This window comes from Bradyrhizobium sp. LCT2, from assembly GCF_009931255.1.
Taxonomy (GTDB): domain Bacteria; phylum Pseudomonadota; class Alphaproteobacteria; order Rhizobiales; family Xanthobacteraceae; genus Bradyrhizobium; species Bradyrhizobium diazoefficiens.
Genome location: NZ_CP034432.1, coordinates 1,913,909 through 1,927,100 on the forward strand (window position 1 = coordinate 1,913,909; position 13,192 = coordinate 1,927,100).

Here is a 13,192-nt window from a genome sequence, read left to right on the forward strand (position 1 = left end):
CGAGATCGAGTAGCGCGTCGATCACTTCCTGGAGATGGGAAGGCGTCGCCAGCAAGTTACCTTTCGAGTGCTCCGTCTCAATCTTAGAGGCATGAAGAGCCCAGCGCCGCAGGATGTCGCGCTTTCGCGCCAGCCCCAGGCCCGGACCCGTGGCGGATCACCTCCGGCCCAAGGGTCCGCTCAATCCATTCCAGCCGTCGGCGCCGCTGCTGGCTGGCGGCTAGGCCCTCAACCTCGGGATTGTCCGAAACCAGGCGCGGCTTCGCCCCCTGCGCCGGCAAGCCCTGCACTGAGTATTGCAGACCTTGGCGGCGCGCATATGCGATGGCGGCTGCGACGGACGGGAACGAAAGTTTGACCTGCGAGAGGGGATCGTCGTCGCCGGTCCAACCCATCAGCGGTTCGATGTACGGGGCCGAGCGGCGCTCGAAACGCAGCGTCCAGCGCTGTGCGCGAGCCCGTCCCGAAGTCATCGGCGAGGGGGCAGCCTTGTAGATCACGGCCTGCGCATCCGCCGGAAATACCGACTTCGTCACCACCGGCTCCGGGACGGGCCGGCGCGCCGTAAAGTCCGAATGTGCCGATAAAGGCGTGACGTTCATGAACGCCTCCTTCGAGCCGGGCGGGCGGGAGCTGGGCTCCCGTCCGCTTCGTCTTACTTTCCGTTGATTGCGATCCTTTTCACCTTCCGCTGTTCCGTGGCGACTTCGGCAGCGTGACGGTGAGGATCCCGTCCTTGAAGGACGCGGCGACTTTATCCTGGTCGACGTCGTCGACGGGAATGCGCCGCTCGAAACGTCCGTAGTAGCGCTCGCTGAAGCGACGCTCCTTGTCTTTCGTTTCGCTCTTCTTCTCGCCGCTGATCGTCAGCACGCCGTCGGCAAGTTCGACCTCGACGTCTTTCTGTTCGATGCCGGGAAGCTCGGCGATAACTTTCACTTCCTTGTCGGTCTCGTTGAACTCGACGCTCGGCCACCCCATTGTCGCCGGCGGGGCGAACTGGCCGATATCGACGCCGCGAAACACGTCGTCGAACAGCCGATTCATCTCGCGATGCAGCGAGAGAAACGGGTTGTCTACCTCGGTGCGTCGCGCAGGCAGATTGCGGGAGCCGTTGTTCCACGGAATGAGTTCGCGTAGTGCCATTGTGGTCCTCCTTTCTTGGATTTGGTCGTCAATGGGCCAGCAGTCCGCAGCGCGGACCTAGCCGCGCAGCGGTTCGATGGGCAGCAGCCAGTGTCAGGCCGCCTGCGTCCGATCGCTCCTCTGGTGGTCGTTGCCGGTAACGTCGATCGCGATTTGACGCGGCTTCAGCGCCTCCGGCATTTCCCGAGTCAGGGCAATCCTGAGCAGGCCGTCTTCGAACGTCGCGTCCTTGACCTCGACGTAGTCGGCCAGGTTGAATACGCGCCGGAAGGGCCGGACGGAGATTCCACGATACAGGTAGTCGCGTTCATCCTCGTCGGTCTTGCGGCCTTCGACCGTGAGCGTCGAGCGCTCTGCGGTGATCGCCACGTCGTCCGGGGTGAAGCCGACCAGCGCCAGCGAAATCCGGTACTGGTCCTCGCTGGTGCGCTCGATATCATACGGCGGGTAAGTGTCGCCGTTGTCTACCGTATCGTTCACCAGATTTAAGAGGCGGTCGAACCCGATGGTCGAACGCCAGAAGGGTGATAGATCGTAGGTTCTCATAACCACATCCTCCTCTGAGCAATATGGATAGGAGCAACATCGGATTCTGCCCGATGGCGTCTGCCGGACCCGAGAGGCATCCGGCGCCACGCTCCCGCGTGGCTGCACAAAAACTAGGATGGGGCGATTTTGTTTCAAGAGGAGTGTAGGACAGAGAAGCGACCGGCCGACGGACCGGTCATGCCACACGAAGGCTCCTGGAAAGTCGAACATCGCCGCGTCGGCCGACGACGGGCAAAGACTCGGAGCGGGCCTCATGTAGCCCCGCCCTGGTGGCACTGCGGAAGCCCGTTATCTAGACGGCCCCGGATGGCTGAAAATTTTCCGGCCCTCCCTTGAAACCAAACTCGGTTTCTCTAATTTTCGAGTCGCCGCCGCAGGGCGGCTCTCCGGGCGCCTGACGGGCTCGGCGAATCCAGAGACGGGCACCGGTCGTGTCCGGTGCCGCTCGTAACCATTTTGCTCCGTGGAGGATCTGGCTATGCGCAGTTACGACTTCTCACCGCTCTGGCGTTCGACCATCGGTTTCGACCGCCTTTTCGACCTCGCTGAATCCGCCCAGCGCGCGACCGAGGACAATTACCCGCCCTACAACATCGAACGGCTCGGCGACGATCGCTACCAGATTTCGCTCGCGGTGGCCGGCTTCTCTCCCGACGAAATCTCGGTGACGGCCGAGCAGAACGTCGTGACGATCGAGGGCAACAAGACGGACAAGACTGAACGCGAATTTATGTACCGCGGCATCTCGACCCGCGCGTTCAAGCGCCAGTTCAACCTGGCCGACTACGTTCAGGTCAAGAACGCGTCCTTCGACAACGGTCTGCTCAAGATCGAACTCGTCCGGGAGATTCCCGAGGCCATGAAGCCGCGACGGATCGCCATCAATGGAGCGACGCCGGACAACCTGCACAAGCTCGAATCCAGGGCGGCTTGAACCAGTACGTATTGCGGCGGCCCGGTCTACGGGCCGTCCATCCACTCGTCTTTGAAGGGAGGAAAACATGCGGCCGACGACCGCCACCGACAACGTCTTCGACTTCCAAGCGCTCCTGCACCCCGGCACCGTCTTCGAGCATCCCAAGGACGTGGTTAGGCATCCGTCGCTTTCGCTGGCCGAGAAGCGGGCGATCCTCGCCTCCTGGGCTTCCGACGCTTCGGCGATTGCGTCATGTCCGGGGCTTCGTGCGCCCCATGGACTGAAGGCGCCTGTCAGCATCGATGCCATCCTGGATGCATTATGCGATCTGGATGGCGGCCCACGCAATCCGCGAAATCCGCCCGGCGGAAAGCCAAAGCGACGGTTTTCCACGTCGCGGGTGCTGGCGGCGTGAGGAGGATCCCATGGAAGATATCCGTCTACCCCGTTACGTAATCGACCGTCTGGAGCAGCGCTGGACGAGCCGGTTGCAACAGGATGCGAAGACCTGGAGCATCGACAGAAAGAAGCCCGTGCAGGCGCGCCACGTCCAGACCGACGGCTCGCGGGTCATCCCCGCGCTCGGGGCCACTGAACTGGCGTCGGCCTTTAACGGGTGTGACTGGCTGTACGGGAGGAATGAATGAGGATCGCGCAGATTGCGCCGCTCTTCGAGAGCGTCCCGCCACGGCTGTATGGCGGAACGGAGCGGGTCGTTTCATATTTGACCGAGGAGCTGATCAGGCAAGGTCATCAGGTCACGCTTTTCGCCAGCGGCGATTCCATCACCTCCGCCGAACTCGTTCCGTGCGTGCCCCGGGCGTTGCGCCTCGATCCGGACGCCCGCGACCCGATCCCGCATCACGCGCTGATGCTCGACAAGGTGCGGGAGCGCGCTGACGATTTCGACATCCTGCACTTTCACGTCGACTACTTGCACTTTCCTCTGTTCCGATCGGAGTCCGGACGGACAGTGACGACGCTGCATGGCCGGCAGGACCTTGCCGATCACATGCCGTTCTATCGCTGGTTTTCGGAGATGCCGCTGATCTCCATCTCCAACGCGCAACGGGCGCCATTGCCCAGCGCGAAATTCGTCGGAACCGTATATCACGGCATCCCGGTCGATCTTCACAAGTCGACCTGGACGTCGGCGGGCGGCTACCTTGCGTTTCTTGGTCGCATCTCGCCCGAGAAACGGCCCGACCGCGCCATTGCCATTGCGCGGGCTGCGGGCGTGCCGCTTAAGATTGCGGCGAAGGTTGATAAGGTCGACGAAGCCTACTTCCAGCAGGTCATCGCGCCACTCTTGAACGGGACGGACGTCGAGTTCGTTGGCGAGATCAACGAGAGCGCCAAGACCGAGTTTCTCGGCCGGGCGGCCGGATTGCTTTTCCCCATCGATTGGCCCGAGCCGTTCGGGCTGGTCATGATCGAGGCCATGGCCTGCGGAACGCCGGTGCTTGCCTTCCGCTGCGGATCGGTCCCGGAGATCGTCGAGGACGGGCTGACCGGGCGCATCGTCTCAAGCCTCGATGAGGCGGTGCAGGCCATTCCAGAGCTGTTGGCGTTGGACCGGAAAGCGATCCGGATGCGCTTCGAGGAGCGGTTCTCCTCCCGTCGCATGGCATCGGACTACGTGAAAATTTACCACTCCATTCTCCGTAGCCACGCTGCGCGGCAGACCAAGATTTCGGCCGTTGCCGCCTTATCCGCGAAGGCCGCGCGTAGTTTGGAAGGGTCGCCCGCGATAGGTCGGCTGGATGCGCTTGAACAGGTCATCATGCGACCCGAAGAAGGTCGTCGGAAGGGCGCAGCGGGGGCGAAGCAAAAACGAACTTCAGGATGTGGCGCGAGCCTGGGGCTGGAGGCCTGAATTCCGTCGGCGTCCTTGTCCGGCGATCGCCATCACAGGGCGCTAAGATCCGCACTCCCCGTGGCTGGTCCTGAGGCGTGTGCGGCCTAGTGCCGTGCAAGCTCCGACGATGCCGCCCCAGCCTTGCCTCCGTTCCACCCTTTTGATCACCGGCCGATGCCCTTCAGGACCTGCTGCATCTGCCGATCTACGTTTACGCGGTAGCCGCCGCTCGGCCCGCGTCAGTGATCCGGTATTCGATATCGCCAGATGGAAGCGGCTCGGTTTCCACGAGACCCAGCTCCACCAGCCGTGCCACGATCTCATGGTCGAACATCGGCGGGCTGACCCAGGATTCGCCGAGCAGCTTCCTCAAAAATTCGCGCTCCAGCTCGGCCAGCTCCATCCTCGAACTCCGCTCATCCAGAACAAGGCCACCGACGCTTTCAGCCAGGAACGGGGCCATCGTCCTCCCGTTGACTCCAGAAGACAACATCCGGGAGGTCAACATGACCATGGAAGATCGCGAGACCTTCAGCCTGATCGGAAGCGACAAGGTCGAGGGCACGAATGTCTACGGGGTCGACGGCGAAAAGGTCGGCTACGTCGAGCGCGTCATGATCGACAAGATCAGCGGCAAGGTGTCGTACGCGGTGCTGAGCTTCGGCGGCCTGCTCGGCATCGGCGACGATCACTATCCGCTGCCCTGGCAGGCGCTGAAGTACGACACCAACCTCGGCGGCTATGTCACCGGCATCACCCAGTATGCCGACGAGAGCAGTTGGAATTGGAGCGACCCCGCCACCACGCGCTCCGTGAACGCCTACTACGGCGTGCCGGTGGCTTGAGGCGGGCGGGCCAACGCGCCCGCCGTCACGCCAGACGACCCGCATGGGCTGTCGAGGAGACTTGAAGAGTGAGTAACGCCGTTCGTGTCCTGGTCGTGGAGGATGAAGTGCTGATCTGCAGCTTCATCGAGGACGCCTTGTCGGACGGCGGCTTCGAGGCCTGCTCGGTCCATTCGGGGAGAGGCGGCCCTGTCGACCTTTCGCGACGGCCACGAAGGGTGTCAGGCGCTGCTGACGGACGTCAACCTGGGTGGGGGCATCAGCGGATGGGATCTGGCGCGGCAGGTTAGGGAGATCGCGCCTGGCTTTCCCGTGGTCTACATGACGAGCGCCAGCGCGCCGGACTGGAAATCGCAGGGCGTCGATGGCAGCCTTCTGATCGAGAAGCCCTTTGCGCCGGCGCAATTGGCTGCCGCCGTCTCGCAGCTACTCGATACCGGGACCGGGTCGGGTTGAACCGGATCGCTGGGAGGCTGCGATCCTTCGGCGCGGATCAGCGGATCGTCAGCGTGGCGGCGATGGCTTGGCCCTGCACTCGGCAGCGGCGCGAGCCGCCGCGACCGCCATCCAGTCCCGCAGCAGGCCTCTGTCCTCTCTCGAAAAGGACGCGCGCCGCTTGAGATCGTCCAGAGTCTCGCCGGGATGGCATCGCTCGTAATCCTCGCGGATCAGCGACTCGAGGTAGGTCGGGTCCCGTCCGCTGATCGAATCGAGATGCTGGCGCGAGTTGGTTCTCATGGTTGCTCCTGGACGGGGAGCATCTACGAGATGTGGCCGACGGCCAAGCGCTGCTCAAGCTTATAGGCGCGCCGCCCGACGACCAGGGCAGATCAGGCTGACCACTTATCTTCTTCGCGCCGAGCTTCGTCGTCGTTAAGGCGCTCGGCCACGTCGGCGGCGAGATCTGGATCCTCAGTATTTGCGATCGGCTTGCCGTCCTGCTTTTTGATTTTTTTGCCTTCTGCAGTCACCGGGAAATCAGCGGGGTTCAATGGTTTCTTGGAAGTGGACATGACGTCTTCCTCCTGCCAGCAGGATAGCACGACTTCAGAAAACCCGCAGATTTTAGTAACTCGTTGTTCCGGGCACTTCTCAGGGTGGATACTCGACTTCGGTTTTTTTCCATCGTTTGTCCGCTTCCACGGTCCGGCCCGCCCCGCTGCCTCTCAGCGGTTCCGATGCCGGCGCGGAATCCCGAGCACCGTACTGCTACGGTCGCTGCGATTCACTCCGCCTTAACCTAACCGGCGTCGGGTTGCGTGCTGAATCGCTTCGAGCTTGGAGAGCATCGGCATGCTCAAGGACGGCACCTACTCAGCCTGGTTCAAGACGCCCAGGGGCGAGGGGACCGGCATCGTTCACTTCGAGAACGGCAAGATCTCCGGAGGCGACAGCATCATCACGTACGGCGGCACCTACGAAACCGTTGGAGATCGCTTTACGGCGACCGTCACCACGAAGCGACACACCGCAGGCCATGCGACGGTGTTCGGCATCGATGACTTGGAGCTGAAGCTCGATGGCGTCGTGAAGGGCGCGACAGCGAAGTGCACCGGCACGGCCGCAGCGGCGCCGGGGCTGACCTTCGAGGCGACGCTCATTCCCTGGCGACAGCTCCGGCTGACATTCCGAAGAAGTACGCGCTCATCGACCGGCCACTCGCCGACAAGCAGCGGGACGGCGGTTGGAGAGGGCAGAAAGGCCTCGTCGACAAGTATCACCGCTTGTTCGCCGACCACGCGGGCGCTGCGCTGGCGGGGGATGGAAGAGACGACGTTGAAGTCATCGATCTCCGGATGCAATACATCAAAAGAAGCACCGGTTAGCAGCAGGTGTCAGGGCAAACCCTTGGCTACGACGTTGGGTGAAAAAGACCCCCTCGCTTTTTCTGGCGGTCAAAAATCAGCGAAAAAAACAGGCGAAATTCATCAGTCGTATCAGTGGGATCTGAGATCGAGTCGTTTTCAAAACGAAATCGAGTCGTTCTTAAAGCGGAAATCGAGTCGTTTTCAAAGTGTCCGCATACAGCGTTCTGAATGGTGGGCCCGGCAGGACTCGAACCTGCAACCAGACCGTTATGAGCGGCCGGCTCTAACCATTGAGCTACAGGCCCCGCTGCGGGCGACCGCTGAAAGGTGGTCGGCAACGGTGCGCGGCTCGTCTACAGGATGGCCGGCAATCCGGCAATGCCAAATTGGTCCGATTGAGCCGCGCCTTCGGGAGCCCTTCCGAGCCGCCGATCGACGGGGCACCAATCTATCAGGAGCGCCCGGATACAAGGACTCTGTGCGACGAAGACGGTCACGTCAGCTTGGGTGAGACGTTGCAGCAGCAAGTAGTACGAACCTGGCTCGATCATCCATCGATCGCAATTAGCGCATTTGCCGTCTTGGCTATGCAATCTTCTCGATCCAGGGCTGGTGCAGCTCTACGAACGCCGAACCCAGATTTTTGACGACGAAGATCGAATGAAAGTGACGATGGAATTTCTTGAGAAAGAGAACCGCTCGCTGAAAGACCTTGTGGTCCAACTTTCCCATCATTTTCCTCGACTAAACACTCCGGCGAATGGTGGATTTGCTCGGTTAGGCTGCGATGCTCGGCTTGGCAAGAACGGTGATGATCCAGCGTGTGGGGTTGCTGGGGGACTTAACTTCCATGACCGACCGGACCAACCCCGTGACGAGCGATCCCTCTAAACTCAACGTTGTTTTTTGCCCGCGATGTTGGTCATAGCGGCAGCGCCTCGCCACCTTTGGATTAGTCGTCTCGACTGTTTGCATGCGGGTATTACCTCATAGTCACTCAACAGAACTCGACGCCGATCAGGAGACCTTTTTGCCATGAAACCTTGCAACGCCTACCCTGGTCCGCGCGAAAGAGTTTAAGTTGAAACACGGGCCTAACGAACGTTAGATCCTCGACCCTGATTGTCGCGCCGCCTTTGGAGATGTCCAACACCGAACATCTCCTCGCCGCGAAAGCCCCGTCGATTGCCATCCACGCTTCTTGATTGGTCCTTCTGCGGGGAGAACGAGGTTTTCTTCCGAATATTGTCATTAGCCCAAACTCCATGCTTGGGAACGGGCGAGGGAAGGGATAGTTGCAGGTCCAAACAATTCGACCTTGTTGGTCGAGGCTGCCGAAACTGCGCGTTCTAAAATTCGCATCCCATCCAACAGCGCATAGAATGCCAGAGAGCGTATCGGAACCTGTCGTGCTCCCGGAACGATTGCCATTACTCGGGGTTCACGCAGCGCAGCATTCAGGGGCAAGGAGATATTCATGGAGAAGCTGTTACTGCTGTCCGCGGCTTCCGCGCTGATCTCGACGGGCGCAATGGCCCAGTCGACGGTCACCACGACCACGGGCGCCGGCCATGCCGCCCTGCAAATCGAGCCGGAATACGCACCAAGATCCGTACCGACGTGACCGAGCACAAGATCCGCCCGGTCGAGATGCGCGAGAAGATCGTCGTCCGCCAGCCAGTGCCGCGCAACGTCGAGCTCGAGGCGGTCGCTGCCGACTGGAGTCCCTCTCTCACGAAATATCGCTAGTTTTCTGCGATCACGACGGATTCGCTGTGCGGCCGGCGCAGATTCTGGCCTCACCGACCTATTGCACGCGATCTCGGTTGCTAAGCCTCTCTGTGTGGGATAGCAAAGCCCTCGCAGATCGTGACGAAAGCCTTTTTCGATTCGGCATCCTCGAAGCAAAAATGCGCTCCTTCGGCACCTCGCTCAATCGACCAGTCGATTTTGCTTTGTCGTGCAATGCGCGATGCCTCTTCGCGCAAGTGATCCAATTGCTTGCCGGAGGCACGGACAATCACACAATCTGTCATTTCGAACGCTCACTAACTCAAAAATTTAGTTCACGATGTATGGTCGGGCGTCACCGGCTTCCTAATCTTGGCCAACACCCGTTGCAGTCGCCGTAATACGACTGACCGCGTCGAGACAAGACCATTACACGCCTTGATGCAAGCGGTCCGAGAGAGGTCCAGGCGCTGCACATTGTTTGAAACAGGGGCGGTGGTTCCCTCCGGAGGCCGCATCCTGTCCCAGCGCGGCCCGCATCCATCTGCGTTAAGCTTCCTGCTCGGTAAAACTTGGAAACGACGCGTTTTGGGTCTAGGATCATGCCGCCGGGGCTGGACTGCATTTTTTCACGATGAGCATTTTGAACCCGGAGGGCCGTCGGCGGTATTGTCGGCGGCTTTTTTCAAGGAGAAACGGTGGGTTGGGCTGCCCTATCTGGCAATTGGCGTCTGCGCCATTGTCGCAGCCTGGTTTGTGATGAACTGGCTCGTCCCGCGTGGCCGAGTCGTGCGGGGGGACGTCAATGCATGACTGGAAGAGCGAACTCGATGCGCTCGTCGCTGAAACGACGGCGTTCGCTAAATCGCTGAAGGTCGAGATCGAGCTGCCGCGGCCTCAGCAGAAGGAAATCGTCGAGCTCGCTGGCCTCAGCGTGCCCGACCATGGCGGCAGCGAACGCGATGAGATCAGGAAGCGGGTCGAGAGTTTCAAAGCGCATCAAGAGAGCTTTACGCGCGAGCGCGAGGAATATGCCGATTCACTGCTGCGCCGGATCAGGCCGATCACCCAGAAGAGCTCGCTGAACGGTTCATGAGCTCCGCCAAGTCCCTTAAGTCGTGCAGCTCAAGCAATACGCGCTCGACGGCAAACCTAAAGGCCCGTGAATTTTCCGCGTTTCGGCCTTGCTAAGCTCTCCGTAGACTTAGGGCCACCCCGAATCGATTCATTCCGGAGCGCGAGAGTTCTCAAGCCCCGTTAGCGCTTTCCGCCGCACATGTACCTCGTGACGCTGGAAAGATGCGTTCCTTTCGACAAGCAGCAGGATTTCTGCTCTGAACTCGGAGCTCCGTCCCACCCGAGCTCCTTTCGAAGGCAATCGGCCCACGGACGGCGACCCGCCATTTGCCATTGACAAAGATCAAGACATCAAATCCGGATCCACTATCCTTCTGCAAGACTTAACGGAGGCTAGAGGTCTCATGCGCAACCTTCTGTTCATCGGTGTGCTTGCACTTCCCATCGTCATCGGTTTTGGATCGCCCTCGACCGCCGCTCCGCGGGGTCGTTCGTATATCCCCCCGGCTCGGCAGGACGTTTATTGCTTGCAGGGACGTACCTGGGGATATCCGGGCAATTGCCAGTTCTCGACCTATGATCAGTGCATGGCCACTGCATCCGGCACCTACGCCTATTGCGGCATCAATCCGGTCTACGCGTTCGCGCGACAGAGAGCGCAATCGTGCTGATGTCCGATGGTCAAGCGTGATGGAGACATTAGTCTGAGTCCTGCTCATACAAATGGACCTGCGGTGCAGGGTTGAGAGACGTTGGACTTCCGCCGATCGGACGAGCCCCCGTTCGAGCAAGCCGCGCGATGCAGTCACCTCAGGTGCGTCGGACGAGACGCAGGACCGATCGAGATGCGGCCTCATCTGCGTCACGCGCAGTCGCGCGTCGCGCTTTAATTCAATTCAAAACAGCGGGAATGCGTCAAACAGACATCTGCTTGTTGCGTTTTTGTCAGCTTCTTCTACCATGGTGACCTCTCGAGTTTTCGACTTTGGGTAGTTTCTACGTGGCGCTCGTCACGCGAAAGCTACATTGCATTATCTGCTAGAAAACGAGGGAGATCTTCCAAATGTTAGATGCCCCCACCACCGCGCTCCTACGGGTGGTCCTCGACAACGTCTGCAAGAATCTTTCCCGGTACGATACCGGTGCTCGCACCCATGTTGCCTCGACAATTCTGGAAGCTGCGAGCACAGGAGAAATAAGACCTGACCGCCTTACACAGATCGGTCGCGATGCTCTTTCCAAAGCCCCGCCGGTGAGGCGATAGGCTGGCCAAGTATGATCGGTCACTGAAGTGCCGCTGAGCCGGTCCTGCAGCGACGATTGAGTAGAGGAGATTGCCTTCTTGCGTGGATTTCGGAACGATAAACTCCGTGACTAGAGGCCCGTGTTGGAAAGGCACAGGAATCCTTGTCGTTCAAAGACAAATAGTGATGGCCGCGGTGATGCTCAGATTGGAAAAAAGTACGACGCATCGGTCGTGGCGAGTTGCGATCGCGAACCCTTCAGTCTAGCAAAGAGGTTTTCGTCGACTTGTGTCGTTGGCGACAAGCGCCTGGTCATAGGGATATGCAACCTTTCGCTTCGGCTCGATGCAATGCCGAGTTCGATGCCCTTGCGTACCAGAGCCTCCGGACGTCGGCCTCGCTAGACGGGATCCCAGTAAGCCGCATCGCCCACACCGCAGCTTCATCGCCGCGGATCAAAGCAACCGCAGGTGTCGTATCGTTGACGTTAGCGGGTGTGGTCAACACCGCGCGGATCAAGCCGGATCCTTCATCGACACCGACATGGGCCTTGTAACCGAAGGTTGCGCCGCTTTTGCCCTGCCGTTTGGCAAACCGGGCATCAGGATCGTTTGAGGGGCGATCCTCCTTGGGCGGAGCCGAGACTGCCTGGATCAGGGTCGCATCCAGCATCGTGCCGCGCTTGAGGATCACGCCAGCATTCTCAAGTTGACGATCCAGTTCGCCAAACAGCTCCTCCAGCAGGCCTTGTTCAACGAGCTGGTTCCGGAAGCGGTTCAGGACCGTGTGGTCGGGGGCGCATCCTCAAGGCTCAAACCGACGAAGCGCTTGAACGACAACCGGTCGCCCAGCGCTTCCTCGAGCTCGCGCTCCGAAAGACCATAGAGCGACTGCAACAACACAGCACGAAACAGCACCAGCACCGGATAGCCTGGCCGACCGGGGCTCCCTTCATCTCGCAAATGGCCAATCAGCTTCTAAAACCGGTACCACTTGACCAGGCCAGCCAGCCGATCCAGCGCCGCATTCGCGCCGGCCCCCTTCGGCATCAGCGCTTCCACAAAGCTCGGCTGTCCCGTCTGCTTAACCGCCATCGCTACCCTCCAAGGCTTTTCCCTAGGGAATCACAATTGACGAATTACGCAACAGGCCCCGATCGCGCTGGAGGCGGTCAGGCGTCTGGACGCGCTGTTCGAGATCGAGCGCACCATCAACGGCCGCAGGGCGGACGAGCGGCGCGCCGTGCGCCGGAGAAGAGCAAACCGCTTCTCGACGACATGCACGCCTGGTTGCTGCGTGAGCGCAAAACCCTCTCGCGCTCTTTCGAGGTCCTGAAGCCCATGAACTACATGCTCAGGCGCTGGGACGACTTCGCCCGCTTCCTCGACGATGGAGGATCTGCCTCAGCAACAACGCGGCCGAAAGAGCGTTGCGGGGCATCGCATTGGGAAGGCGCAACTGGACCTTCGTCGGCTCCCAACGCGGCGCCGACCGCGCCGCCGTCATGCTCACCCTCATCACCTCCGCACGCCTCAACGACATCGACCCGAAAGCCTGGCTCGCCGACGTCCTCGCTCGCATCGCCGATCTTCCCGCCTCGCGTCTGCACGAACTGCTGCCCTGGGAATGGAAGCGCCTGCGCCAAGCCGACATGCCCGCCGATCAGCAGGCCGCCTGAACCTCTCGCGCCACATCATAAACCCGCCAGCGCTCGCGCGCCTGCGACAATCCCGCGGCCTTGCCCGTGTGCGTATTCAGTTCTTGCGAGTCGAGCCGATCGGCAGATGCGAGGCTCCAAGATCAATCGACAAGTTTTAACGTTGACCCGACGCTTCTGCCGGCCGCGGCGGTATGGCTATCGCAATGCTTCGAGACCGGGCCACGAGTCCCCTGGGCCGCCTAGCACCAGTTCGGCGCTGAACGAATAGTGGGGCAAAGCCAACGGCGAGGCATGTCGCTCCTAGACAGCGAAACGCGGCAAGTGGGAAGGTCTCGAGATCTCAGCTTCTAAAAGAATT

At 60.6% G+C, this 13,192-nt stretch carries 17 protein-coding genes, 1 tRNA gene and 3 pseudogenes; 11 read left to right on the top strand and 10 right to left on the bottom strand.

Annotation, left to right across the window (positions count from 1 at the left end; all coding sequences use genetic code 11):
• Nucleotides 1-83: 83 nt before the first annotated feature.
• From EI171_RS09680 to EI171_RS09690, 3 genes and pseudogenes are all read right to left on the bottom strand, one after another.
• A complete protein-coding gene (locus EI171_RS09680) occupies nucleotides 84-602 on the bottom strand; it encodes an ETC complex I subunit (RefSeq protein ID WP_246740477.1) in 519 nt (172 codons plus the stop codon).
• A gap of 53 nt (nucleotides 603-655) precedes the next feature.
• A pseudogene (locus EI171_RS09685) lies at nucleotides 656-1,146 on the bottom strand (Hsp20/alpha crystallin family protein).
• A gap of 93 nt (nucleotides 1,147-1,239) precedes the next feature.
• Complete coding sequence (locus EI171_RS09690; RefSeq protein ID WP_161533220.1) at nucleotides 1,240-1,692, bottom strand: Hsp20 family protein; 453 nt, start codon at nucleotides 1,690-1,692, stop codon at nucleotides 1,240-1,242.
• Nucleotides 1,693-2,173: 481 nt separating this feature from the next.
• Here EI171_RS09690 and EI171_RS09695 point away from each other — a divergent pair, with 481 nt between their 5' ends.
• From EI171_RS09695 to EI171_RS09710, 4 genes are all read left to right on the top strand, one after another.
• Nucleotides 2,174-2,629: an Hsp20 family protein gene (locus tag EI171_RS09695; RefSeq protein WP_028160472.1), complete on the top strand. Its 456-nt coding sequence runs from the start codon at nucleotides 2,174-2,176 to the stop codon at nucleotides 2,627-2,629.
• A 67-nt stretch (nucleotides 2,630-2,696) separates the two neighbouring features.
• Nucleotides 2,697-3,026 carry a hypothetical protein gene (locus EI171_RS09700; protein ID WP_011087974.1) on the top strand — a complete coding sequence of 110 codons (330 nt, stop codon included), beginning with the start codon at nucleotides 2,697-2,699 and terminating at the stop codon, nucleotides 3,024-3,026.
• A 10-nt stretch (nucleotides 3,027-3,036) separates the two neighbouring features.
• The gene (locus tag EI171_RS09705) at nucleotides 3,037-3,258 is read left to right on the top strand and encodes a hypothetical protein (protein ID WP_028160473.1); all 222 of its coding nucleotides are present in this window, start codon (nucleotides 3,037-3,039) and stop codon (nucleotides 3,256-3,258) included.
• A complete protein-coding gene (locus EI171_RS09710) occupies nucleotides 3,255-4,487 on the top strand; it encodes a glycosyltransferase family 4 protein (protein ID WP_011087973.1) in 1,233 nt (410 codons plus the stop codon). Before EI171_RS09705 ends, EI171_RS09710 begins: the two co-directional genes overlap by 4 nt.
• A gap of 193 nt (nucleotides 4,488-4,680) precedes the next feature.
• Here EI171_RS09710 and EI171_RS09715 read toward each other — a convergent pair whose 3' ends face one another.
• On the bottom strand, nucleotides 4,681-4,932 hold the full coding sequence (locus tag EI171_RS09715) for a hypothetical protein (RefSeq protein ID WP_231166504.1): 252 nt from the start codon (nucleotides 4,930-4,932) through the stop codon (nucleotides 4,681-4,683).
• 43 nt (nucleotides 4,933-4,975) lie between these two features.
• On the opposite strand from EI171_RS09715, the gene EI171_RS09720 reads away from it, so the two are divergent.
• Nucleotides 4,976-5,314, top strand: a complete 339-nt coding sequence (locus EI171_RS09720) for a PRC-barrel domain-containing protein (RefSeq protein WP_028171497.1) — start codon at nucleotides 4,976-4,978, stop codon at nucleotides 5,312-5,314.
• A gap of 321 nt (nucleotides 5,315-5,635) precedes the next feature.
• Nucleotides 5,636-5,770, top strand: coding sequence for a hypothetical protein (locus EI171_RS46670; RefSeq protein WP_333937948.1), 135 nt, complete (start codon nucleotides 5,636-5,638; stop codon nucleotides 5,768-5,770).
• A gap of 48 nt (nucleotides 5,771-5,818) precedes the next feature.
• On the opposite strand, the gene EI171_RS09730 is transcribed toward EI171_RS46670, so the two are convergent.
• The 4 genes from EI171_RS09730 to EI171_RS09745 form a co-directional block, all read right to left on the bottom strand.
• Nucleotides 5,819-6,052, bottom strand: coding sequence for a hypothetical protein (locus tag EI171_RS09730; RefSeq protein ID WP_161533221.1), 234 nt, complete (start codon nucleotides 6,050-6,052; stop codon nucleotides 5,819-5,821).
• 92 nt (nucleotides 6,053-6,144) lie between these two features.
• Entirely contained in the window at nucleotides 6,145-6,327 is a 183-nt protein-coding gene (locus tag EI171_RS09735; protein WP_097669664.1) for a hypothetical protein, read from the bottom strand.
• 402 nt (nucleotides 6,328-6,729) lie between these two features.
• Nucleotides 6,730-7,116 (bottom strand): hypothetical protein, encoded by a 387-nt coding sequence (locus EI171_RS45435; RefSeq protein ID WP_246740478.1) that lies wholly within the window; start codon nucleotides 7,114-7,116, stop codon nucleotides 6,730-6,732.
• A 235-nt stretch (nucleotides 7,117-7,351) separates the two neighbouring features.
• Nucleotides 7,352-7,427, bottom strand: a tRNA-Ile gene (locus EI171_RS09745).
• Nucleotides 7,428-8,599: 1,172 nt separating this feature from the next.
• On the opposite strand from EI171_RS09745, the gene EI171_RS45440 reads away from it, so the two are divergent.
• Complete coding sequence (locus tag EI171_RS45440; protein WP_246740479.1) at nucleotides 8,600-8,746, top strand: hypothetical protein; 147 nt, start codon at nucleotides 8,600-8,602, stop codon at nucleotides 8,744-8,746.
• Nucleotides 8,743-8,871 (top strand): hypothetical protein, encoded by a 129-nt coding sequence (locus EI171_RS46395; RefSeq protein WP_256380416.1) that lies wholly within the window; start codon nucleotides 8,743-8,745, stop codon nucleotides 8,869-8,871. The genes EI171_RS45440 and EI171_RS46395 overlap by 4 nt, the downstream gene beginning before the upstream one ends.
• 80 nt (nucleotides 8,872-8,951) lie before the next feature.
• Here the strand turns inward: EI171_RS46395 and EI171_RS09755 are convergent, their stop codons facing one another.
• Nucleotides 8,952-9,158, bottom strand: coding sequence for a hypothetical protein (locus EI171_RS09755; RefSeq protein WP_161533222.1), 207 nt, complete (start codon nucleotides 9,156-9,158; stop codon nucleotides 8,952-8,954).
• A 500-nt stretch (nucleotides 9,159-9,658) separates the two neighbouring features.
• Here EI171_RS09755 and EI171_RS09760 point away from each other — a divergent pair, with 500 nt between their 5' ends.
• Together EI171_RS09760 and EI171_RS09765 are read left to right on the top strand one after the other, a co-directional pair.
• Nucleotides 9,659-9,949 carry a hypothetical protein gene (locus EI171_RS09760; protein ID WP_161533223.1) on the top strand — a complete coding sequence of 97 codons (291 nt, stop codon included), beginning with the start codon at nucleotides 9,659-9,661 and terminating at the stop codon, nucleotides 9,947-9,949.
• A gap of 385 nt (nucleotides 9,950-10,334) precedes the next feature.
• A complete protein-coding gene (locus tag EI171_RS09765; protein ID WP_161533224.1) occupies nucleotides 10,335-10,601 on the top strand; it encodes a DUF3551 domain-containing protein in 267 nt (88 codons plus the stop codon).
• 999 nt (nucleotides 10,602-11,600) lie between these two features.
• Here the strand turns inward: EI171_RS09765 and EI171_RS09770 are convergent.
• Nucleotides 11,601-12,268: pseudogene (locus EI171_RS09770) on the bottom strand (IS5 family transposase); the annotation flags it as partial.
• Between the two features lie 55 nt (nucleotides 12,269-12,323).
• Between EI171_RS09770 and EI171_RS09775 the strand changes: the two are divergent.
• A pseudogene (locus tag EI171_RS09775) lies at nucleotides 12,324-12,852 on the top strand (transposase); the annotation flags it as partial.
• Nucleotides 12,853-13,192 lie beyond the last annotated feature (340 nt).

Coding starts and splice junctions, on each gene's coding strand:
- EI171_RS09680 (WP_246740477.1), bottom strand. CDS start 602: ATGAACGTCACGCCTTTATCGGCACATTCGGACTTTACGGCGCGCCGG.
- EI171_RS09690 (WP_161533220.1), bottom strand. CDS start 1,692: ATGAGAACCTACGATCTATCACCCTTCTGGCGTTCGACCATCGGGTTC.
- EI171_RS09695 (WP_028160472.1), top strand. CDS start 2,174: ATGCGCAGTTACGACTTCTCACCGCTCTGGCGTTCGACCATCGGTTTC.
- EI171_RS09700 (WP_011087974.1), top strand. CDS start 2,697: ATGCGGCCGACGACCGCCACCGACAACGTCTTCGACTTCCAAGCGCTC.
- EI171_RS09705 (WP_028160473.1), top strand. CDS start 3,037: ATGGAAGATATCCGTCTACCCCGTTACGTAATCGACCGTCTGGAGCAG.
- EI171_RS09710 (WP_011087973.1), top strand. CDS start 3,255: ATGAGGATCGCGCAGATTGCGCCGCTCTTCGAGAGCGTCCCGCCACGG.
- EI171_RS09715 (WP_231166504.1), bottom strand. CDS start 4,932: ATGGCCCCGTTCCTGGCTGAAAGCGTCGGTGGCCTTGTTCTGGATGAG.
- EI171_RS09720 (WP_028171497.1), top strand. CDS start 4,976: ATGACCATGGAAGATCGCGAGACCTTCAGCCTGATCGGAAGCGACAAG.
- EI171_RS46670 (WP_333937948.1), top strand. CDS start 5,636: ATGACGAGCGCCAGCGCGCCGGACTGGAAATCGCAGGGCGTCGATGGC.
- EI171_RS09730 (WP_161533221.1), bottom strand. CDS start 6,052: ATGAGAACCAACTCGCGCCAGCATCTCGATTCGATCAGCGGACGGGAC.
- EI171_RS09735 (WP_097669664.1), bottom strand. CDS start 6,327: ATGTCCACTTCCAAGAAACCATTGAACCCCGCTGATTTCCCGGTGACT.
- EI171_RS45440 (WP_246740479.1), top strand. CDS start 8,600: ATGGAGAAGCTGTTACTGCTGTCCGCGGCTTCCGCGCTGATCTCGACG.
- EI171_RS09755 (WP_161533222.1), bottom strand. CDS start 9,158: ATGACAGATTGTGTGATTGTCCGTGCCTCCGGCAAGCAATTGGATCAC.
- EI171_RS09760 (WP_161533223.1), top strand. CDS start 9,659: ATGCATGACTGGAAGAGCGAACTCGATGCGCTCGTCGCTGAAACGACG.
- EI171_RS09765 (WP_161533224.1), top strand. CDS start 10,335: ATGCGCAACCTTCTGTTCATCGGTGTGCTTGCACTTCCCATCGTCATC.